20 protein-coding genes, 1 tRNA gene and 1 riboswitch are annotated in these 20,161 nt (G+C 54.8%); of the genes, 6 read left to right on the forward strand and 15 right to left on the reverse strand.

Annotation, left to right across the window (positions count from 1 at the left end):
* On the forward strand, positions 1-233 hold a 233-nt coding region (locus tag BEN30_RS18765), incomplete at its 5' end, for a hypothetical protein (protein WP_211563232.1).
* An 8-nt stretch (positions 234-241) separates the two neighbouring features.
* Here BEN30_RS18765 and BEN30_RS00990 read toward each other — a convergent pair.
* The 3 genes from BEN30_RS00990 to BEN30_RS01000 all read right to left on the reverse strand — a co-directional run bounded on the left by BEN30_RS00990 (position 242) and on the right by BEN30_RS01000 (position 3,900).
* Positions 242-1,552 (reverse strand): tyrosine-type recombinase/integrase, encoded by a 1,311-nt coding sequence (locus BEN30_RS00990; RefSeq protein ID WP_069956477.1) that lies wholly within the window; start codon positions 1,550-1,552, stop codon positions 242-244.
* A gap of 138 nt (positions 1,553-1,690) precedes the next feature.
* On the reverse strand, positions 1,691-3,241 hold the full coding sequence (gene guaA, locus BEN30_RS00995; RefSeq protein ID WP_069956478.1) for a glutamine-hydrolyzing GMP synthase: 1,551 nt from the start codon (positions 3,239-3,241) through the stop codon (positions 1,691-1,693).
* Positions 3,242-3,315: 74 nt separating this feature from the next.
* On the reverse strand, positions 3,316-3,900 hold the full coding sequence (locus tag BEN30_RS01000) for an STM3941 family protein (RefSeq protein ID WP_139134784.1): 585 nt from the start codon (positions 3,898-3,900) through the stop codon (positions 3,316-3,318).
* A 165-nt stretch (positions 3,901-4,065) separates the two neighbouring features.
* Between BEN30_RS01000 and BEN30_RS18510 the strand changes: the two genes are divergently transcribed.
* The gene (locus tag BEN30_RS18510) at positions 4,066-4,227 is read left to right on the forward strand and encodes a hypothetical protein (RefSeq protein ID WP_170826919.1); all 162 of its coding nucleotides are present in this window, start codon (positions 4,066-4,068) and stop codon (positions 4,225-4,227) included.
* A gap of 10 nt (positions 4,228-4,237) precedes the next feature.
* Here the strand turns inward: BEN30_RS18510 and BEN30_RS01005 are convergent, their stop codons facing one another.
* The 8 genes from BEN30_RS01005 to BEN30_RS01040 all read right to left on the reverse strand — a co-directional run bounded on the left by BEN30_RS01005 (position 4,238) and on the right by BEN30_RS01040 (position 13,674).
* The gene (locus BEN30_RS01005) at positions 4,238-5,035 is read right to left on the reverse strand and encodes a TSUP family transporter (RefSeq protein ID WP_069956480.1); all 798 of its coding nucleotides are present in this window, start codon (positions 5,033-5,035) and stop codon (positions 4,238-4,240) included.
* A gap of 189 nt (positions 5,036-5,224) precedes the next feature.
* Positions 5,225-7,024 (reverse strand): phosphomethylpyrimidine synthase ThiC, encoded by a 1,800-nt coding sequence (gene thiC, locus BEN30_RS01010; RefSeq protein ID WP_069956481.1) that lies wholly within the window; start codon positions 7,022-7,024, stop codon positions 5,225-5,227.
* Positions 7,025-7,073: 49 nt separating this feature from the next.
* Positions 7,074-7,170: riboswitch (TPP riboswitch) on the reverse strand.
* A 265-nt stretch (positions 7,171-7,435) separates the two neighbouring features.
* Positions 7,436-7,858, reverse strand: coding sequence for a bacteriohemerythrin (locus BEN30_RS01015; RefSeq protein WP_069956482.1), 423 nt, complete (start codon positions 7,856-7,858; stop codon positions 7,436-7,438).
* Positions 7,859-7,953: 95 nt separating this feature from the next.
* Positions 7,954-9,279, reverse strand: a complete 1,326-nt coding sequence (locus tag BEN30_RS01020; protein ID WP_069956483.1) for an RsmB/NOP family class I SAM-dependent RNA methyltransferase — start codon at positions 9,277-9,279, stop codon at positions 7,954-7,956.
* A gap of 139 nt (positions 9,280-9,418) precedes the next feature.
* On the reverse strand, positions 9,419-10,879 hold the full coding sequence (guaB, locus tag BEN30_RS01025) for an IMP dehydrogenase (protein ID WP_069956484.1): 1,461 nt from the start codon (positions 10,877-10,879) through the stop codon (positions 9,419-9,421).
* A gap of 119 nt (positions 10,880-10,998) precedes the next feature.
* Entirely contained in the window at positions 10,999-11,793 is a 795-nt protein-coding gene (locus BEN30_RS01030) for an ABC transporter ATP-binding protein (RefSeq protein ID WP_069956485.1), read from the reverse strand.
* On the reverse strand, positions 11,790-12,692 hold the full coding sequence (locus BEN30_RS01035) for an ABC transporter permease (RefSeq protein ID WP_069956486.1): 903 nt from the start codon (positions 12,690-12,692) through the stop codon (positions 11,790-11,792). Before BEN30_RS01035 ends, BEN30_RS01030 begins: the two co-directional genes overlap by 4 nt.
* Before the next feature lie 13 nt (positions 12,693-12,705).
* Positions 12,706-13,674 carry an ABC transporter substrate-binding protein gene (locus BEN30_RS01040; RefSeq protein ID WP_069956487.1) on the reverse strand — a complete coding sequence of 323 codons (969 nt, stop codon included), beginning with the start codon at positions 13,672-13,674 and terminating at the stop codon, positions 12,706-12,708.
* Between the two features lie 200 nt (positions 13,675-13,874).
* On the opposite strand from BEN30_RS01040, the gene BEN30_RS01045 reads away from it, so the two are divergent.
* Positions 13,875-14,660 carry an FKBP-type peptidyl-prolyl cis-trans isomerase gene (locus tag BEN30_RS01045; RefSeq protein ID WP_170826920.1) on the forward strand — a complete coding sequence of 262 codons (786 nt, stop codon included), beginning with the start codon at positions 13,875-13,877 and terminating at the stop codon, positions 14,658-14,660.
* A 74-nt stretch (positions 14,661-14,734) separates the two neighbouring features.
* Positions 14,735-14,881 (forward strand): hypothetical protein, encoded by a 147-nt coding sequence (locus BEN30_RS17640; protein WP_211563233.1) that lies wholly within the window; start codon positions 14,735-14,737, stop codon positions 14,879-14,881.
* 48 nt (positions 14,882-14,929) lie between these two features.
* Here BEN30_RS17640 and BEN30_RS01050 read toward each other — a convergent pair whose 3' ends face one another.
* The gene (locus BEN30_RS01050) at positions 14,930-15,679 is read right to left on the reverse strand and encodes an RlmE family RNA methyltransferase (RefSeq protein ID WP_084004884.1); all 750 of its coding nucleotides are present in this window, start codon (positions 15,677-15,679) and stop codon (positions 14,930-14,932) included.
* Positions 15,676-16,749 carry a Ppx/GppA phosphatase family protein gene (locus BEN30_RS01055; protein WP_084004885.1) on the reverse strand — a complete coding sequence of 358 codons (1,074 nt, stop codon included), beginning with the start codon at positions 16,747-16,749 and terminating at the stop codon, positions 15,676-15,678. Before BEN30_RS01055 ends, BEN30_RS01050 begins: the two co-directional genes overlap by 4 nt.
* A 232-nt stretch (positions 16,750-16,981) precedes the next feature.
* Between BEN30_RS01055 and BEN30_RS01060 the strand changes: the two genes are divergently transcribed.
* Positions 16,982-17,055 (forward strand) — tRNA-Gln (locus BEN30_RS01060).
* Positions 17,056-17,590: 535 nt separating this feature from the next.
* On the opposite strand, the gene BEN30_RS01065 is transcribed toward BEN30_RS01060, so the two are convergent.
* Entirely contained in the window at positions 17,591-18,160 is a 570-nt protein-coding gene (locus BEN30_RS01065; RefSeq protein ID WP_069956489.1) for a tyrosine-type recombinase/integrase, read from the reverse strand.
* A gap of 336 nt (positions 18,161-18,496) precedes the next feature.
* Here BEN30_RS01065 and BEN30_RS01070 point away from each other — a divergent pair, with 336 nt between their 5' ends.
* On the forward strand, positions 18,497-19,222 hold the full coding sequence (locus BEN30_RS01070; protein WP_069956490.1) for a sensor histidine kinase: 726 nt from the start codon (positions 18,497-18,499) through the stop codon (positions 19,220-19,222).
* 212 nt (positions 19,223-19,434) lie between these two features.
* Here BEN30_RS01070 and BEN30_RS01075 read toward each other — a convergent pair whose 3' ends face one another.
* Entirely contained in the window at positions 19,435-20,013 is a 579-nt protein-coding gene (locus BEN30_RS01075) for a response regulator (RefSeq protein ID WP_139134785.1), read from the reverse strand.
* Positions 20,014-20,161: the final 148 nt, after the last annotated feature.

Below are 20,161 nucleotides of genomic sequence, written 5' to 3' on the forward strand. Positions count from 1 at the left end.
ATAGTCGTTTTTCCGTATCAGCCTTTTCGCAACGTCGCCATCCGTTCTTTCTTCGCCATAGCCAGTGCTTTGTCCAGTTCCCCAGCCATAACAACGTCCCATCATTCCCCACGCAGTTCATCTTCATAGTCCATAATTTCATCGTGCCCATAATGGCGCTGTATCATCTGCTCGCTCGTTCCCATCTGCATAACGATTATCTTTCTTTGCAAATCATCACCAAAGCATCTTAAATGCGCTACTAAAATGTTTCATCAATAATTGGCATTGTAATGCCATCAGCAGTTTTTACTCGTGCGTGTGCAAATTTCGCACGTGTTTCATTCTGTATGTGATTATATGTGCGTTCAATTTCTGCTACGCTTGTTCCAACATTTTGAGCAATATCTGTAAATGTCAGTCCTGCTACAACACGTCTTGTGATGCAAAAGTGTCGTAAGCTGTATGGAACAATATGTTCTTTGCGGCTTTCATCAATTTCAGCCAATTCAAGCATGGCATTCCAGTGACGATGGAAATTAGTTTTTGGAAAACGCTTTGTACCGTCAACACTAAAAACATAACTATTTTCATCGTTATGCTGCGCTAATTCTTTCCATCGTGTTATGTATTCGCCACCTCTACACCAAAATTCACGTGTTTCTAAACGCTTCTTGCTCGTGCCGTAATCAACCAAAACAATTGCGACATCAAGCGTTACATCGTTAAGTCTTTGTTTCTCAACACGCACATTTTTCCAAAGCAAATTGAACTGCTCACCTGTTCGCATTCCACTGTTTGCTCCAAACAAGCAAAAGTGTCTTACTAACTGCCGTTCTCTAGCATCTAAATCCTCAGCGCAACGTTCAACACTGCAGTCGTTTGTGTATTTGCGCATTGCAACGTAAAACGCTTGCCATTCATCACGTGTAAATGTTTGGCGTTTGATTTTTTGCGTATCAGCTTTGTTTTTGGATTTTGTAACGTGCTTTAAGGTTTGAGGTATAACGAAATTGCGAAAATCTGTCTGCTTTAGCCTGTCATAGATGTAGGACATAGCAGAGTTAATCGTTGAAATTTCTTGCCGAATCGTAATGTCGCTTATGCCATTTTTGCGCCTAAACAACACATAGCGTTCTAAATCAAATTCACGTAAATCCCTAACCTTTGTGTCTTTGCCAATATAGGCAAGGAAGTGATTTAAATGCGTGTTAATCGTGTTGTAACGTCCAATGACAATGCCACCCTGTGTGCTACGTGCCTCAAGTGTATCTTCAATTACGTCGTTTTTGCGGTAGTCCAAATAGCTTTGGATAGCTTGTTTAGTATCAATGCTAAAAAATTTTCTGCCTGCATTTAAATCAGTTTGCAGCTGGTAAAATTCTTGTTTGCCACGCTCAGTAGCCATTTCCCTGCTTTTCGTGCGTAAGCTTTTGCGGGCGTATTTTCCTTCGCCCTTAATCCAGCACCTGAAATACCAAGTGTCTTTCACCAAATATAAGACAGCTTCCCCATCAAATATGGGAATTTCATTTTCCTTATAAGTTTTCTTTTTAACTGTGATGCTTGGCAAAGGCTATTGTCCGCAGTAGTGCTTAATGTGTGTAACATCTTAAGCAACATTACGTGCAAAAGCCAGCAAAGTCAATGAACTGTGTAAGATTTAAGTGAGATCATAATCGTTATATATCAATAACTTAACTATTAAAAACTACTCCCACTCAATGGTCCCCGGCGGCTTGGACGTGATGTCGTAGGTCACCCGGTTGATGCCTTTGACCTCGTTGATAATGCGATTGCTGACGCGGGCCAAAAATTCCATGTCGAAATGATAGAAGTCCGCCGTCATGCCGTCGGTGGAGGTGACGGCGCGCAGCGCACAGACGTAGTCGTAGGTGCGGGCATCGCCCATGACGCCGACGCTTTGCACCGGCAGCAGCACCGTGAAAGCCTGCCAGATGGCATCATAAAGCCCGGCGTTGCGGATTTCTTCCAGATACACCACATCGGCGTTGCGCAAAATTTCCAGCTTTTCGCGGGTGACGCCGCCAGGCAGGCGGATGGCCAGGCCCGGTCCCGGGAACGGGTGGCGACCGACGAAGTGTTCAGGCAAGCCCAGTTCACGGCCCAGGATGCGCACTTCGTCCTTGAACAATTCGCGCAGCGGTTCGATCAGCTTCATGTTCATGCGATCGGGTAGACCACCGACGTTGTGGTGCGATTTTATGGTGACGCTGGGGCCGCCGGTGAACGAAACGGATTCGATGACGTCGGGATACAATGTGCCCTGGGCCAAGAAGTCCGCACCGCCCACGTTGCGGGCTTCTTCTTCGAACACGTCGATGAAGGTGGCGCCGATGATTTTGCGCTTTTTTTCCGGATCGGACACGCCGTCCAACTTGTTGATGAACATGTCCGCCGCATCTCTGTGCACCAGTTTGATGTTGTAGTGATCACGGAACATGGTGACCACTTCTTCGGCTTCGCCTTTGCGCATCATGCCGGTATCGACGAACACGCAGGTCAGCTGGTCGCCGATGGCTTCATGCAGCAGAACGGCGACGACCGAGCTGTCGACCCCGCCGGAAAGCCCGCAAATCACCCGACCCGTGCCCACTTGCTTGCGAACCTTGGCGATTTCTTCTTCGCGAAATTTGCCCATGGTCCAATCGCCGGTGCACCCGCAGACCCGGTGGGTGAAGTTATGGATCAGCTGCGCGCCGTGAGGCGTGTGCATCACTTCGGGGTGAAACTGGACGCCGTAAAATTTCTTTTCATCGTTGGCGATGGCGGCGAACGGTGAACCTGAGCTGACCGCGACGGTACGGAAGCCTTCGGGAATGGCGTTGATTTTGTCGCCGTGGCTCATCCACACCTGTTCTTTGGCACCTACGGCCCAAACGCCTTTGAACAATTCACAATCGCCCGTGACATCGACGAAGGCGCGGCCGAATTCACGGTGGTCGCCTTCTTCGACGCTGCCGCCCAGTTGCGCGCACATGGTCTGCTCACCGTAACAGATGCCAAACACCGGCAGACCTAAGTCGAACAGGCCCTGGGGCGCGCGTGGGGTATCGATTCCCGTCACCGATGCCGGACCGCCGGACAAAATCACCCCCTTGGGGTTGAAGGCCTTGATGGTTTCCACCGTGACGGCGTTAAAGGGCTGAATTTCCGAATAAACGCCCGATTCACGCACCCGGCGCGCGATCAGCTGAGTGACTTGAGAACCAAAATCGATGATGAGAATGCGCTCGTGCATGGAAGCCCCGCGTTTGTCCAAAATAAGGCTCGGACCATAGCGCAATGCCCGCAGATTCGCTAGGGGAAAGGGCTTTATTGCTGCACGTTGCTCATGTGGGACTGAATGGCACTGAGGATGGCCTCGGGCCGAGTGTCCAGTCCATCGGCTCTGAGGTTGATGCGGTCATACCCGGTGGCGGCGCTGAGGCCCTTGGCGGCGGTCTCCAACACGCCGTTGTTGCCCATATATTCGGCGGCATTGGTGACGGTGAGCTGTACTTCCATCACTTTGGGCCGAGAGTTCTCGTTGTCCGCAGTGCCGATCAATTTGGCGTTGGACACATCGACAATTTCCGCACCGCCAATGGCCTCCCAGGGAATGGTTTTGGGACCGAGGCGCGCATCGAAAATGCCATTTTGATCAATGCGCACAATGGGGCCGCTGCGACCTTTCTGATAGGTCGTGTAGGATTTGAACGAAACCGTGGCCATGACGAAAAACAACGCCACACCAATGCCCAACGGCACCAAGGTGTCGCTGTTCCACCCCGCACTTTGGGCATTGGTCCGCGCATTCCACGCGAAAATCAGCCCGCCGATTGCCATCAAAGCGGTGAGGACAATGGCGATGAGGGTTTTGGTGACGTCAAGGTGAGCAACAAACGGGGCGGCGGGCATGGCGTGTCCTTTGCGGTGAGGCTGATCCGTCCGGCGATTGTAGCGCGCCCTGCAAACAAGGCAACTCCCGGCTGCCTGACTCTCGTCAAGGCACGGTTGGGGCGGCAGGACTAAATTTTGAAAAATGGTCAACGCTTGAAGGACTTCATCCATGGAGCATTATTAATGGAGCATTTTTTGCCCATCATGGCGGCACACCTGATCACCACGCTGGCGGGTGGGTTTTACGTCTACTTGCGCGGGGCAACGCCACCGCGCGTCATCACGTTGGTGGTGTGGGGCGTGTTGTTTTTCCCCGTGGCTTACAACGTGGTGAAGTTTCTTTAGGGTCTGGACCCTAGCTCAGCACATCAACGATCAGACGGTGCAGGATATTGTCTGGATCGTCGTAGACCAGTTTGGCTGTGATAATCAAGGACACCGTCACCAGCAGGGGTTTGATGATGCTGGCGCCGTGCTTCATGGCGGTGTTGGCCCCCAGTCGTGCGCCCAGCAGTTGGCCCACCGCCATAACGCCCGCCGGGATCCACACCACGTGGCCGGCAAAGGCAAAAAACAAAAATGACGCAAAGTTCGACGTGAAGTTCACCACCTTGGTGTGAGCGGTGGCTTTGAGCAGGTTAAAGCCCAGCACGGCGACAAACGCCAGCGACCAGAAACTGCCCGTTCCGGGACCAAAAAAGCCATCGTAAAAGCCCAGCGCCAGCCCAAAAATCAGGTAAAAGGGGGTGCGTTCCAGATAGTGGTGGCGGTCCACTTCACCGACTTTGGGGCCGAACAAAAAATACAGCGCCGCCGCGATCAGCAAAAACGGCATCACCTGGGTCATCACGTCGGACGCCAAATATTGCACCAATAAAGTGCCGATGGCGGAGCCGACAAAGGTGAACGCAATCGCCCATTTCATGTCGCGAAGATGGACGTGGCCTTTGCGGGCATAGGTCACGGTCGCGGTGAACGAGCCAAACATGGCCGACGCTTTGTTGGTGGCCAGCGCCGCCACCGGATTGAGCCCCGCCATCAAAAGGGCCGGAACCGAGATCAACCCGCCGCCGCCAGCAATGGAATCGATGAATCCGCCCGTCAGGCCTGCGACGAACAGCCAGCCTAAAACTTCGTAGCTGAGATTTTCCATGTGGGTTCCGCAGCAGCATTGGGGACATGCGATGGGACAGCTTAACCCAATTCAAACCGGGAGCGATAGGCAATTCAGGCTATCTGCTGTGCTGCCGGGTCTGGATTGCCGCGCACCAAGTGGCGCTCGCAATGACGAAATTACGGTTGTCATTGCGAGGCCCGCAGGGACGAAGCAATCCAGGGCGTTTTACTCCGCAGCATCGCTTTTGAGATAAATCTCGTGGCCTTTTTCGGCGAACTCGGCGGACTTTTCGGCCATGCCTTTTTCCGCCGCGTCTTTCAGCTCATGACTGATTTTCATGGAACAGAATTTCGGCCCGCACATGGAACAGAAGTGCGATTGTTTGGCCCCTTCGGCGGGCAGGGTTTCGTCGTGGTATTCCATCGCCGTGTCGGGATCAAGCGATAGGTGGAATTGGTCGCGCCAACGGAACTCAAAGCGTGCCCGGCTGACCGCATCGTCGCGGATTTGCGCGCCGGGGTGGCCCTTGGCCAAATCCGCCGCGTGAGCCGCCAGCTTATAGGTCACCACGCCGACTTTGACGTCGTCGCGATTGGGCAGGCCTAAGTGTTCTTTGGGCGTCACGTAACAGAGCATGGCACAGCCGTACCAGCCGATCATGGCAGCCCCGATGGCCGACGTGATGTGGTCGTAGCCCGGTGCGATGTCGGTGGTGAGCGGGCCCAATGTGTAAAAAGGGGCTTCGCCACAGACTTCCAACTGCTTGTCCATGTTTTCTTTGATCTTGTGCATGGGCACATGGCCGGGGCCTTCGATAAAGACCTGCACGTCCTTGGCGAAGGCGATTTTTTGCAGCTCGCCCAAGGTTTCCAATTCGGCAAATTGGGCCGCGTCGTTGGCGTCCGCGATGGAACCGGGACGCAAACCGTCGCCCAGGCTCAGGCCCACATCGTACTGGGCGCAGATGTCGCAAATGTCTTCGAAGTGCTCATACAAGAAGCTTTCTTTGTGATAGGTCAGGCACCACTTGGCCATGATCGAGCCGCCCCGCGACACAATCCCGGTGGTGCGGTTGGCGGTCAGCGGAATGTGCGCCAAACGCACGCCCGCGTGGATGGTCCAATAATCGACGCCTTGCTCGGCCTGTTCGATGAGGGTGTCTTTGAACATCTCCCACGTCAGGTCTTCGGCGACACCTTGGGCTTTTTCCAGAGCTTGATAAATGGGCACGGTGCCGATGGGCACGGGCGAATTGCGGATAATCCATTCACGAATGTTGTGGATGTCGTTGCCGGTGCTGAGGTCCATCACGGTGTCCGCCCCCCAACGTGCCGACCACACCATTTTGTCGACCTCTTCACCGACCGAAGAGGTCACCGCAGAGTTGCCGATGTTGGCGTTGATCTTGGTGAGGAAGTTGCGCCCCAAAATCATCGGTTCCGATTCCGGGTGGTTGATGTTGGCGGGCAGCACGGCACGGCCTCGGGCGATCTCGTCGCGAACAAATTCAGGCGTGACGTGATCGGGAACCGAGGCGCCAAAATCTTCACCGTCGCGGGCTTTGTCAGTCGCTGCTTTGCGGCCTTCGTTTTCGCGGATGGCAACGTATTCCATTTCCGGTGTGACGATGCCGCGCTTGGCGTAGGCCAGCTGAGAAACACAAGCCCCTTTTATACCGCGAAGCGGGCGCAGGTTGACGGCGGGACACGCCGGAACGGTGGCTTTCACGCCATTGTCTTCGGGCTTTACGTCGCGCCCGTCATAAGCTTCGACATCGCCGCGTGCTTTGATCCACTCTGCACGCAGGTGCTTGAGGCCCTTGTTGATGTCGATTTCAACGTTTGCGTCGGTGTAAGGCCCGGACGGATCATAGACCACAACGGGCGGCTCGCCGCTGGACGGCTCCAACGGAATGCGCCGCATCGCCACCGGCCCACACGTCTCCCCTTGGACATAAAACTTTTCCGAGCCTTGAATGGGTCCGGTGGTGACATGGATAGAACTGGTGTCGACTTTGACGTCCATAAGGGCGGCCTCCGCTTTGGGTTAAGCGATGGGGGAAAGGACGGGAATGGGTAAATCCAAAGTCCGTCCCTCCGCCAGCATCACCTGGATCAGGTTCAAAGGGTACATCTCAGGCCAAAATACAGGGGCCGCCCCTCGGATCAAGTGAATCTGGAGAACCCGAGCGCAAAGGTCAAGGATTGGTTTTGACGATGGGCAAAAAAGGCACGATGCCGTTTCGGTCTAGGTCTTTTCAGCTTTGGGCGAGACGTTTTTGTGTGCGACTTCTGCGAATGCGCCGGGCGGTGGTATAAAAATCAATTTTCATAAGGGTTCACCTACATGGATGCTGAGACTGTTGTAGCTATACAGTCAGTACTCATTAATTGCAAATGATTATCATTGTCAATATATAGCGGGACTATATAGCGATCAGGAAACGGCTTTGATCATCTGGATCATTTTTTTGTCGTTGCTGAGGATGTGCTCAACCAACCAGGTGCGCAGGGTGAGTTCCATACTTTTTCGGTTGTCCAATGTTGGGTCTTTTTCGTAATTGACCATGCGCTGGGTATATTCGTTCAGCAACTGGTCGTGTTCGTCCTTGTGCGTGGCATAATCGGCGTACAATTTGTCCAGCATGAAGTTTTCTTCGAGGGCGAAGTGCGCTTGCAGGCGCGCGTGAATGCGCCCGAGGATGGTTTTGACCCGTTCCAAATCGGCATGGGCGAGAAGGTCCTGATGCAGCTTGTTGACGTCTTCCAACAGCTGGCGATGTTCAAAATCAAGCTCATCAATGCCGATGAGAAAGTCGTCCGTCCAGAGGATGTCGGAGTCAGGTGTGGAGACGGTCATGGTTCAAACCTCCCAATCGATCAAGAGTTGAGCCCACTAAATCCAATTATACGCCATTTGATTTTGTTTTAATAGATGGCCTTAGACGGCGTTGGTCAGGCCTTACGCTGCAACACGGCGACAAAAAATCCATCTGTACCGTGGCTGTGCGGCGTCAGGCGGAGGAATTGGGGCGGGTCTTGGGCTTCGTCGGTTTTGATCGGGAAGTCGACGGCTTTGAGCGTTTCGCCCCACACCTGGGCGATGGGCACAATTTCGAAATCGGTGTGGGTGAGGAGGAACGCCTTGACGGGGTGTTCGTTTTCTTCTTGGAGTACGGAGCAGGTGGCGTAAACGAGCCGTCCGCCCGGTTTGACCAGCTCAGAAGCAGAGTTCAGCACGTCGCGTTGCAGGCCCATCAGTTCTTCTAAACGTTCCGGGGTGAGGCGCTTTTTTTGTTCCGGATGACGTCGCCAGGTACCGGACCCGGTGCACGGGGCGTCCACCAGCACGCGGTCGAAGGTGCCCGCATGTTCCGTCGTCCAGGTGTTGTCGCTGCCTAAAACGTGGCGTTCGATTTTGTCGCTCAGCTTGGCGCGGGTGAGGCGCTTGTCCATGCGTTCCAGGCGTGCCGCTTCGATGTCGGTGGCGACCAGCTTGCCCTTGGACATGCCGTCCGTCAGCCCCATGCGATCGGCGATGGCGAGTGTCTTGCCGCCGGCGCCCGCGCAGTAATCGAGCACCTGCATATTGGCTTTTGCCCCGACCAACAGGCTCAGCAGTTGTGAGCCTTCGTCTTGGATTTCGATGAAGCCTTTGCGAAAGGTGGTGGTGCGCCCGATGTCGGTGTGGGCTTCCAAACGCAGACCCATGGGCGAGAGCTTCGTCAATTCGGTTTTAATGCCGCCCTTGGCCAGGGCCTTTTTCGCTTGATCGCGCGATACCCGACCGAGCGCGACGCGCAAATCCATCGGCGCGGGGCGGTTCAACGCCATCATTTCCGCCATGAAGGTTCCGCCATATACGGCTTTGAGTTTATCGGCCAGCCATTCGGGCAGTTCCACCTGCACATAACCGGGCATGGCGGGATCGTCGAGCTGTTTGCCATCCAGTGCATCGGCCAGCAGTTTTTCGCCATCTTCCAACGGCTTGGGACCGTGGGGGGAGCCGTCAAAATTGGCCGCCACGTCGCCGCCTTCCAACACGATGGCCGCCATCACGCGCGAGCGTGCGGACTTGGTGGCTTCACCCAAATGCCAATCGAGACGGGTCAAAGAGCGCAACACCCCATAAACCCGTTCACGAATGGCGCGGCGGTCCTTGGAACCGACAAAGCGCCGCGCCTGAAACCAGGCGCGCACAATGTCGTCGGCGGGGCGGCGTTCATCGGTGATTTTTTCCAACAGGTAGATGGCGGCTTCAGTTCTGGCAGCAGGTAGCATGAGATGACTCCATAGCCTCAATCCGATCCCGCGTCTGCGGGTGAGGCAAGCACAAGTGTGCGCCGCGCGTCTGCGCGTAAGCCAAGCGGTCGGAGACCGCGCCCGGCGTTTGAGGGGCTATTCAAAAAAGGAGAGCTTCTTAGCTCTCCGAACGATAGTTCGGAGCCTCACGGGTGATGGTCACATCGTGCACATGACTTTCGCGCAGGCCTGCTCCGGTGATGCGGCGGAACACCGCGCGCTTTTGCAGGTCGGGAATGGTGCGTGATCCGGTGTAGCCCATGGAGGCGCGCAAACCGCCGACCATTTGGTGGATCACTGTGCCCACCGGGCCTTTGTACGCCACCCGGCCTTCAATGCCTTCGGGGACCAGTTTCAGGCTGTCTTGAACGTCGCCTTGGAAATACCGATCCGCGGAGCCTTTGGCCATGGCCCCCATGGAGCCCATGCCGCGGTAGGATTTGTAAGACCGACCCTGATACAAGAACACTTCGCCGGGGCTTTCTTCGGTTCCGGCAAAGACCGAACCCATCATTACGCAGCTGGCACCAGCCGCGATGGCTTTGGCAATGTCGCCCGAATATTTGATACCACCGTCGGCGACCAGCGGAATGTTGTGCTTTTTGCACGCCACGGCCGTTTCCATAATGGCGGAAAGCTGCGGCACGCCGACACCTGCCACCATGCGCGTGGTGCAGATGGTTCCGGGGCCGATGCCGACCTTCACCACGTCCGCACCCGCTGAGATAAGGGCCTCGGCGGCTTCCGGCGTGGCGATGTTGCCTGCCATGATCTGCACCGTGTTGGAGATGGATTTGATGGCCCGCACCGCGTCCGCAACGCCCTTGGAATGGCCGTGGGCGGTGTCGATCACCAACAGGTCAACGCCCGCTGCGATCAAGGCTTGGGCGCGGAAAATTCCGGCTTCGCCGACGCCCGTGGCGGCTGCAACACGCAGGCTGCCTTGGCCGTCTTTGCACGCGTTGGGGTATTCTTGATCTTTTTGGATGTCGTTGACGGTGATGAGGCCGATACAGCGGTCATTGTCGTCCACCACCAGCAATTTTTCGATGCGATGCTGGTGCAGCAAACGCATGGCTTCTTCGCGCTCTGCGCCGTTTTTGACGGTGACGACTTCTTTGGTCATCAGCTCACCGACTTTTTGCGAGGGGTCCTGGGCAAAACGGACGTCTCTGTTGGTGATGATGCCAACCAGTTTTTTGCTGCCGTCTTCAACCACGGGAATGCCGGAAAAGCCGAATTGTTCTTTCAACGCCATGATTTCCGCCAACGTGGCGTTGGGCGAAATGGTCACCGGGTCGGCGACCATGCCGGCTTCGAATTTTTTGACCTTGCGGACTTCAGCGGCTTGCTCTTCGGGGGTTAAGTTTTTGTGGATCACGCCCATGCCGCCCCGTTGCGCCATGGTGATGGCCATCTGGCTTTCCGTCACCGTATCCATGGCGGCGGACAGCAGGGGAATGCCCAACTGAATGGTGTTGGTGAGCCGCGTACGGGTGTCCGTCTGCGCGGGCAAAACGTCGGATTCCGCTGGGGTGAGCAGAACATCATCGAACGTTAGGGCTTCTAGGATTGGCATGCCGCCTCCGTATCATGAGTTGGCGCGTCATCATACAGATAAGCGCTCCGTTGCCAAGTCTGTTTCCACTGCCAGGGCGTAATAATTGGCGTAATAATTAAAGCTCCATTCCAGGCGCTCTAACTGAGGAGCAGGGCGTCGTCGTCCAACTGGGAACCGCGGACCCGCTCGAACATGTGCAACAGGTCTTCGATCTGAAGGCCATCGCGTTCTTGATCGCGCACATCCAGCACCACCCGGCCTTCATGCAGCATCACCGTTCGGTTGCCGATTTCAAGGGCTTGGCGCATGGAATGGGTGACCATCACGGTGGTTAGGTTGCGCTCAGTAACGATTTCTCGGGTCAATTTCAGGACAAAAGCCGCCGTTTTGGGGTCCAGCGCCGCCGTGTGTTCATCCAGCAGGAGAATTTTCATCGGCTGCATGGCCGCCATCAGCAGGCTGACGGCTTGGCGTTGCCCCCCCGACAACAGATCCATGCGGTCGCCAAGGCGGTTTTCCAAGCCTAGGTTCAGGTGCGCTATTTTGGCTTTAAATTCATCACGTAAACGGCTGCCCACGGACCCGCCCAGGCTTCTGCGTTTCCCCCGTGCATTGGCCAGGGCCAGGTTTTCTTCAATGGTCAAATCGGCACAGCTGCCGCCCAAGGGGTCTTGAAACACCCGAGCCACCAATCCGGCGCGTTTGGCGGTGGGCCAGGATGTCACATCTTGATCGTCGATGAGGATGGTGCCGCTATCGGGACGCAGCTCACCGGCCAAGGCGTTGAGAAAAGTGCTTTTCCCGGCCCCGTTGGAGCCGATCACGGTGACAAAATCGCCCTCGGGCACATTCAGATCAATCCCCCGCATAGCCGGGGTTTCCATGGGCGTGCCGCGATTGAAGGTGACGGCGAGTTGGTTGACTTTGATCATGTGTCGCTCGCCCCCTTCGTTTTGCTGCGAAACGGCATGCGCACACCGGGCAACACCATGGCCAGGGTCACCAGGACTGCGGTGATCAGGTTCAAATCTTGCGCCTTCAACCCCAACATGTCGGTGTTGAGCGCCGCCGCGACGGCCAAGCGATAGATGATCGAACCCATGATGCAGGCCAAGGTCGCCCGCCACACGGCGCGGGTGTTCATGATCGCCTCGCCGCCAATGACTGCGGCCAGTCCGACGACGATCACGCCGACGCCGAGCGTCACGTCGGCGGCCCCTTGGCTTTGCGCAAACAAAGCCCCGGCCAGCGCCACCAAGGCATTGCTCAGCGCCATGCCGCCAAGGATGTAATGTTCGGTGTTGATGCCCTGGGCGCGGGCCATGCGGGGGTTCACCCCGGTGGCGCGCATCGCCAGCCCGACTTCGGAATTTAAAAACCAATCAAGCGCCAATTTCACCACCACCACCAGCACCGCCAGCGCGATGGGCAACGCCACATAGGTGGGCAGGTCCAAAGTGTCCAAGGGCGAAAACACCGTCGTTTCCCCCAACAGGGCGACATTGGGCCGCCCCATGATGCGCAAGTTGATGGAATACAACGCGATCATGGTGAGGATCGAGGCCAGCAGGTGGAGGATTTTCAAGCGCACATTGAGCCATGCCGTCACCATCCCTGCGCCCGCCCCGGCCAGAGCAGCCGCCAGAGTGGCCAGATACGGATTGACTCCGGTGACGATGAGGCTGGCGCATACAGCAGCGCCGAGCGGAAAGCTGCCGTCCACGGTCAGATCGGGAAACTGCAGGACGCGAAACGACAGGTAAACGCCAAGCGCCACCAAGGCGAACAGCAATCCAACCTCTATGGCACCCAGTAAGGCAAATGTGCTCATGGAACGTTTGCTCCTAGCGGATCACGTCTTTGGCTTCGTTGATCAAATCATCCGACAGGGTCACGCCTTGGGCCTTGGCGGCTTTCAAGTTGACATAAAGTTCGGTTTTGGCGACCCCTTCGACGGCCATGTCGCCGGGGTTGGAGCCTTGCAAAATGCTCACCACCATGTGTCCGGTCTGACGTCCGACGTCGTAGTAGTTGAAGCCCGCCGCCGCGACGGCGCCGCGTTTGACGGAATCCGTGTCGCCCGCCAGCACCGGGATGGAGGCTTCGTTGCCGACCTTGACGACCGCTTCAAACGCCGAAATGACGGTGTTGTCGGTGGGTACGTAAATAACATCAACTTTGCCCACCAAGGACCGCGCCGCCGCCAACACATCGCCGGACTTGGTGGCGGCGGCATTGACGACGCTCAGGCCCTGTTTGGGGGCCTCGGCTTCAATCAGGGCAACCAGCGTCACCGAGTTGGATTCACCGGGGTTGGAAATCACCCCCAGACGCGTGGCTGTCGGCACCACGCGCTTGACCAGCGCCATGTGGGCGGCAATTGGCGTCATGTCGGTGACGCCGGTGACGTTTCCGCCGGGATGGGTCGCGTCGGAAACCAATTTGGCCCCAACCGGGTCCGTTACGGCGCTGAACACGATGGGGATGGACTTGGTGGTGGAGACCATCGTCTGGGCCGATGGCGTGGCGATGGCGACGATCACATCGGGTTCGTCACCGACAAACTTTTTGGCGATTTGGGCGGCTGTGGCGGCGTTGCCTTGGGCGCTTTCATAAGACCACTTTAGGCCCTTGCCCTCCACGTATCCGGCTTCGGACAAGACTTCCTTGACGCCTTCTCGTACCGCGTCCAATGCGGGGTGCTCAACAATTTGGGTGATGGCGACGTATTTTTCCGCCGCGAGCACTTGTCCGGAAATGCCAAGACAAAACCCTGATATTAAAGCGATAAAACCATAACGGATCGCCATCATCGGAAAGCTCCTATGCAAAGGTAACGCGTGTCAAAGTCCATTAGATCAACTCCAACCTTCTCCATCAAGAGCTTACTCTTGCGCCGGGCTTTTGGAAGGGGCCGTATTTTGCCGGGAAGTTGTCATTGTCTGGCCTCATTTTTGGCGCTATATCAGGCTTAATTATGCCCGTGTGGCTGTACACAGATCAGGACACTCCGATGCACATTTCAAATATCCTTCGTTCCACTTTTGCCTTTATGGCCATGGCGACCCTGTTCAGCGCGCCGTTCAGCACCTCGGTCAGTGCCGAGCCCTTAGCCGCAAACACCGATGTGAAGGTCGATGTGAAAGAAGTGGAAGTCGGCACCGGTGAAACCGCCGTGATCAACGCAAAAGTATTGGTGCACTACACGGGCTGGCTGATGGATGGCACCAAGTTTGATTCCAGCGTCGACCGGGGTGAGCCGATCGCCTTTACCTTAGGTGCAGGCCAAGTCATTCCCGGCTGGGAGATGGGTTTGCAAGGCATGAAAGTGGGCGGCAAGCGCGAATTGGTTATTCCGCCCGAGCTGGCCTACGGCGCACAAGGGGCTCCCGGTGCCATTCCGCCGAACGCCACGCTGAAGTTCGCTGTTGAACTGATGGGCGTGACCTTGCCCAACTACACCAACATTGACAACGAAGAGCTGAAGGCCCTGTTGGCGCGTGGCGTGCCGCTGGTTGACGTTCGTCGTAAAGAAGAATGGGACCAAACCGGCGTCATCAAAGGCTCGCACCTGATCACCGCCTTTAACGAACGCGGCACGTTGGACAAACCGTTTGTTCCCGGTTTTAAAGCCGTTGCAGGGATGGAAGACGAAGTGATCTTGATTTGTCGCACCGGCAGCCGCAGCTCGGTCTTGTCCCAGGCGCTGGCTGACCAAGTGGGCTACAAGAAAATTTACAACGTCTCCAGCGGCATCACCAAGTGGATCAAAGACGGCAACGCCGTCGAAAAACCGTAAAGGCCAGAGCTGAGGTCCAGATGAGCGGATGGGGCTGTCCTCATGAACTGCGGGGACGATGCAAGCGCGTCAGCATGAAAGCCGTTATCGGCGAAGAAGAAGACGATGACGGCAACACCATGCCCAAATGTGACCCGGGCATGAAAGGCTGCGTGCTCTACGGCCGCTTCCGCTTTAGCGTTGAGGAAAAAAACAAACCCAAAAAAAAGGCGGAGGATTAATCCTCCGCTTTTTTGTTTGGAAGTGAGGCACAACCAAGGTTGATCCACTCAGTCTTCTTGGTCGTTGTCTTTACCCCGCCCCTTAAACCCAATCGCGATCACGTACATTTCGGCGGAATCGGATCGGGAGGCGGGCGGTTTGATGTGTTTGACGGTTTTGAAGTGTTTTTTCATCGACGTGAGCATTTCGCCCTCGGTTCCGCCTTGCAGGACTTTGGCCAAGAATAGCCCGCCGGGGCTGAGCACTTCGATGGCGAAGTCGAGGGCCATTTCACACAGGCCCATGATGCGGATGTGGTCGGTGGCCGTGTGCCCGGTGGCGGGCGCGGCCATGTCACTCAACACGATGTCGGCTTCGCCGCCCAGGGCTGCTTTGAGCAAGTCGGGGGCTTCGGGTTCGGTAAAATCTTGGTGAAAGAGGGTCACATCGGGCATCTCTTCCATTTCCTGAATGTCCAGGCCGATGACTTTGCCCAAGTGGCCGTTTTTGCCCTTCAGCACCACGTGAGCGGCGACTTGGCACCAGCCGCCGGGGGCCGCACCCAAGTCCACCACTCGGGCGCCGGATTTAAGAAAATTGAGTTTTTCATTCAATTCCAGCAATTTAAACGCGGCGCGCGAGCGAAAGCCTTGGCGGCGCGCTTCCAGCACGTAAGGGTCGTTTAATTGGCGTTCCAGCCACAGCTTGGACGAGATTTTGCGCCCGCGCGCGGTTTTCACTTTTTCGTGCTTCATGCGCAGCGAGCTGTCGCCGATGTTGCGCTTGCTGGGTTTGAAGCCGCGTGGGGGCTTGGTCATTCCTGTTCGTCCCTTTGGGGATGGTTGGGGTAGTTGTTGGCGGTGGCGTCGGAGATGCTCAGTCCGTCCTCAATCATCAAGTTCATCAAGATGCCTTCGCGAATGCCGCGGTCGGCCACCATAAGGCTTCCCACCGGCCAGCGGCGGCATACGGCGTCGAGAACCGCGCAGCCCGCCATAATCAAGTCGCCGCGCCGTGGCCCGATGCACGGGTGTTGCAGGCGTTGTTCATGGTCCAAGGTGCCCAGATGGTTGACCACATCGCAAATGTCGCTGAAGCGCAACGACAAACCATCCACCTTTGAGCGGTCATAACGGCTGAGCTGCAAGTGCATCGCGCCCAATGTGGTGACTGTACCCGAGGTGCCGAGCATTTGCACTTGTCCCTTGGCCACCGCTTGGCTGATGGCGTTGCGTTGGTCAAAGGCGCTTAAGCTGCTGTCGATCAGATCGACGATGTCTTCGTATTGTTCGCCCGTGTCGGTGCGACCATCAAAATCTTCGGTCAGCGTGACCACGCCGTGGGGCAGGGAAATGACATCGCGCGCCACCGGACCGCCCGGGTGGGTGGCGTCAATCCACACCACTTCGGTGCTGCCGCCGCCAATGTCGAACACCAAGGCATGTGGGCGATGAACGTCCAAAAGAGGGGCGCAGCCGGTGAGTGTTAATTCCGCTTCGACTTGTGGGCTGATGGTTTCCAAGTCGAGGCAGGTTTCTTCTTTGACCCGCGCCAGAAACTCGGCCCCATTTTCGGCCCGACGACACGCTTCGGTCGCGACTGAGCGGATACGCCGGGCTCCGCCCGCCTTGATTTTGGCGTGGCAGACCTTCAGCGCGCCGATGGTGCGTTTGATGGCGTCTTCGGACAAACGACCTTGTGCGGCGACGCCTTCGCCCAAGCGAACAATGCGCGAAAAACTATCAACGATGCGAAATCCGCCTTTGAACGGCCGCGCCATCAGCATCCGACAATTGTTGGTGCCCAGATCAATGGCAGCGTAGGCCGTGGCAGACTTGGTAAAAAGCTCGCTGTTCATCTGGTCACGAGCCGGTATTGTGTTCGTCATGTTATATCCATATCTGACGCATGGTTTTGTTGTGGCGCACCATAGCGCGTCCGTGCCTGAGGTGCAAAGCCTGCAACGCACTTAAGTGCTGCGTTTACAGCAAAAGAAGGGGGCTCTAGCAGATCATATGGCAAAAAAGGGCCGAAATCGGCTCTTGCCTTTGCGCGCTTGGACGAATATATGTGCATCGCCTAAAGCTTAGTTCGCGTCAATTGAACTGAGCTATCCCTGGTGGGGAATCGTTCAATGGTAGGACAGCGGTCTCTGACACCGTCAATCCTGGTTCGAGTCCAGGTTCCCCAGCCAATTTGTTTAGTAAAATCAATGACTTGTGAGACACCAAAAAAGCATGTCTCATCAATGTCTCAACATTAGGGCATTGAAAACGAGCAAAATGAAAGCGCCTGCGGCTGACGTCGCGGCGCTTTTTTTGTGATTTTGATTTTGGCATGTTTTGTTATTTCTCAAATGGTTACTCGCTTTTAAGAAAAAAAGTTGCTTAAGTGAGTTTTTGAAGCCGCACCAAATATCTGTCGATGTGAAAGTTCTGTTGAGCAGAACTTGTGTCACGCCAAGTAGACTTGTGTCACGCCAAGTAGCATCTGCAACCGTCAAATGATTTGACACTTCGGCGCAATCCCAAGGCATAAAATTATCCTAACGTGTGAGGATAATTTTTGTTGGCGCCCTAGGATCCTATGTTGCTTAAGCAACATTTCGCGAATCTTATGCATCTGTTTTTATTGATGAAAACATCGGTAATTAGGTTTTTTTGAAAAGTTAATTAACGCCATTGAATTTGTCTGTTTAACGGACAAAGTTCTGCTGAGCAGAACTTTCATCACGCCAACTCCGCCGCCTTCACCATCATGTCCTCATTCACCGTGACGTAGCGTTGCGTGGTTTGGATGGAACGATGTCCGGCCAACTGTTGAAGAACGAAAACGCTGACTCCCTTGTTGGCAAGGTTCGTAAGGTATGAACGCCGACCACTGTGACTGCGACAATCGGGCAATCCGGCTTGGACATAAATTCGCTTGAACAGATTAACCATGCTAGTCGGCGTGAAGTGTCCGCCTTTTGAACTGAGGATTAGCGGCTTGCGCTCATCCGCCCATTTGCGGTTTTCAAGATATTTGGCGATTTCGCGCTGGAGTTTGGTGTTGATGAATACGGTCCGCCCGCGCTTACCCTTTGTCTGTTCAACGGACAAATGAATACGATCACGGACTTGTCCATCGTCATTAACAACATCCATAATTTTGAGCGCAGCAACTTCGCCCGCTCGCATTCCGGCCCAGTGCGATAACAACACGGCTAAACGATTTCGTGCGGCCAGAATTCCGTGTTGCGCGACAACCGCGAGCACACGTTTCAATTCGACTTCGGTTAGGACTTTGGCCTGTGACATTGTAGTGGCTCCCATGTGATTTTTTCATCGTATGGGTAGAGTCACATCACAAGTTTGGGCAGTCTCCCCGAAATCGGGTGCTGGAAAGCTTAGAACTTGGCGGTTGATGATGGTTTTGTAGAAATATCATATTCATATGTCCGGTGCTCGCAGCGAAGCGGACGTGATATTGGCAGGGGCAAAAGTTCTGTTTTGGACCCGAAGCCGTCATTTAACTTGTTTCGGCGGTTTGGGTGATTCATTCTGTGGGTGCCTAAACCTCTGGTTAGTTTGCAGGATAAATTGTATGCTAGAGGTTCATAATTCGTGAGGTTACAATAGCAGTGAGTTCTGTTCATGAACAAGAAAAGCGAAAACACTACTGAAGATGAATTCAAAAATCGTCTCCGTGACTTCGCTCACGAAATTGGCTCGCCCCTAAATGCAATGATTGGATATTCCCATTTGATCAGGACAGAGTTTGATGGAGGGGGTGATTTGTCAAAAATCAGGGAATACAGTGATACCATAGAAACCTCCACAAAGCGACTTCTCAAGATATGCGAACGTGTTCTAGATGATGCCGTGACAGGCGAACAGTCAGTACGCCTGGAAGTCGTACATATGTCGAAACTTGCAGATGGTGTTGTGTCGACATTTAAAGAGCAGGCAAAGAGCCGAGGCATCATACTAAAGAGCAGTTTTCAAAATGGGTTCCCAAAACTTCTAACTGATCCGATCTTAGTTGAGCAAGTGCTGTCGAACTTGGTCAGCAATGCTATCAAGTTTACGCCAACTGGCGGTTCAATTGATATTCATGGCGAAATTGGTCAAGGTGGCAGGACATTGATTTTTGTCATCCGCGACACGGGAAAGGGCATCCCCGCTAATTTTTTGATGAAGATAAGGAACGGCGAGCGTGTTACGTCATCGGCAAAAGAGACCGGTCAAAAAGGATGGGGACGTGGGCTAGCCATTGCGACAGAGATTTGTAAGCGATTAAAGGCTGATCTGGTCTTTGCTCCAGCGAAGACAGGAGGAGCCATCGTTATGTTTTCTCTTCCAATAAATACCGATTTATAGTTGTTTGATATCAAGGTTGTGCGCCCGTAGTAGGGCTGTTTTTTGGGCTGTCGCGGACGGTGTTGGCGGGAGCAAAACTTCTGGGTTTGTTAAGGCTTGTTGGACACCTGCCGTAGCTCGGAGCCAGCCACGGGCACGATCGGCAGGTGTCCGGCAAGCCTCAGGGGGGGGAACCGCAGGAAGTTTATGCTCGGCGGTGCGCATACTGATAACTAATCTTTTGTTTGGTCATCGTGATCTTGGGGCACACCTGCATCAAAAAGTTTATCGTCGCTACGCCGCGCATCCCAGGGATAGTTGCGGGCGTAGTCATTGTGTCGGTGGCGACACGGACCTTTGAAATTCTTCGAACGGACGAACGGTCGAGGATGTATGATGACTTCAACCAATCGTAGATACAAATTCGTGGCCGACAGCGGCTTTACTAAAAATTCGTTGACGCCAGCGTCTCTCGCCTGCTTTACATAAATGTCCTCGCTATAGGCGGACATCATGATGACGGGAATCATTTCCTCAGGCTCGCCAGTTTTGGCGCGCAATATACGGGTGAATTCGATTCCATCCAACGGGAGCATTCTCCAGCCGGTGATGATGATATCCGGTAGATAGTTCTGCATGATCTTAAACGCATCCGCACCGTCGGTAGCGGTCCTGACGTCATAACAATGAAAGGATCTGAGTATGCTGACGACGGTCAAGCGCATGAACTTGTTGTCATCCACCACAAGGATTTTTAAAGCTGATATGTCCAGTGCCGGCGGGCTCATTTTTACGACTTGATGCCGCGCCACATGATGTCCCAAAAAGGGATGCGGAAGTCAGATACGAGATATACAATCCTTGGTTTGTGTGATGTTGTCTCTTGCGCGTGAGGCTTATGGGGTGCCAGTAACAACATCACCAGAAAGAAGCCAATAAGTAATCTGCTGACAAACCTTA

Source organism: Magnetovibrio blakemorei, assembly GCF_001746755.1.
Taxonomy (GTDB): Bacteria; Pseudomonadota; Alphaproteobacteria; order Rhodospirillales; family Magnetovibrionaceae; genus Magnetovibrio; species Magnetovibrio blakemorei.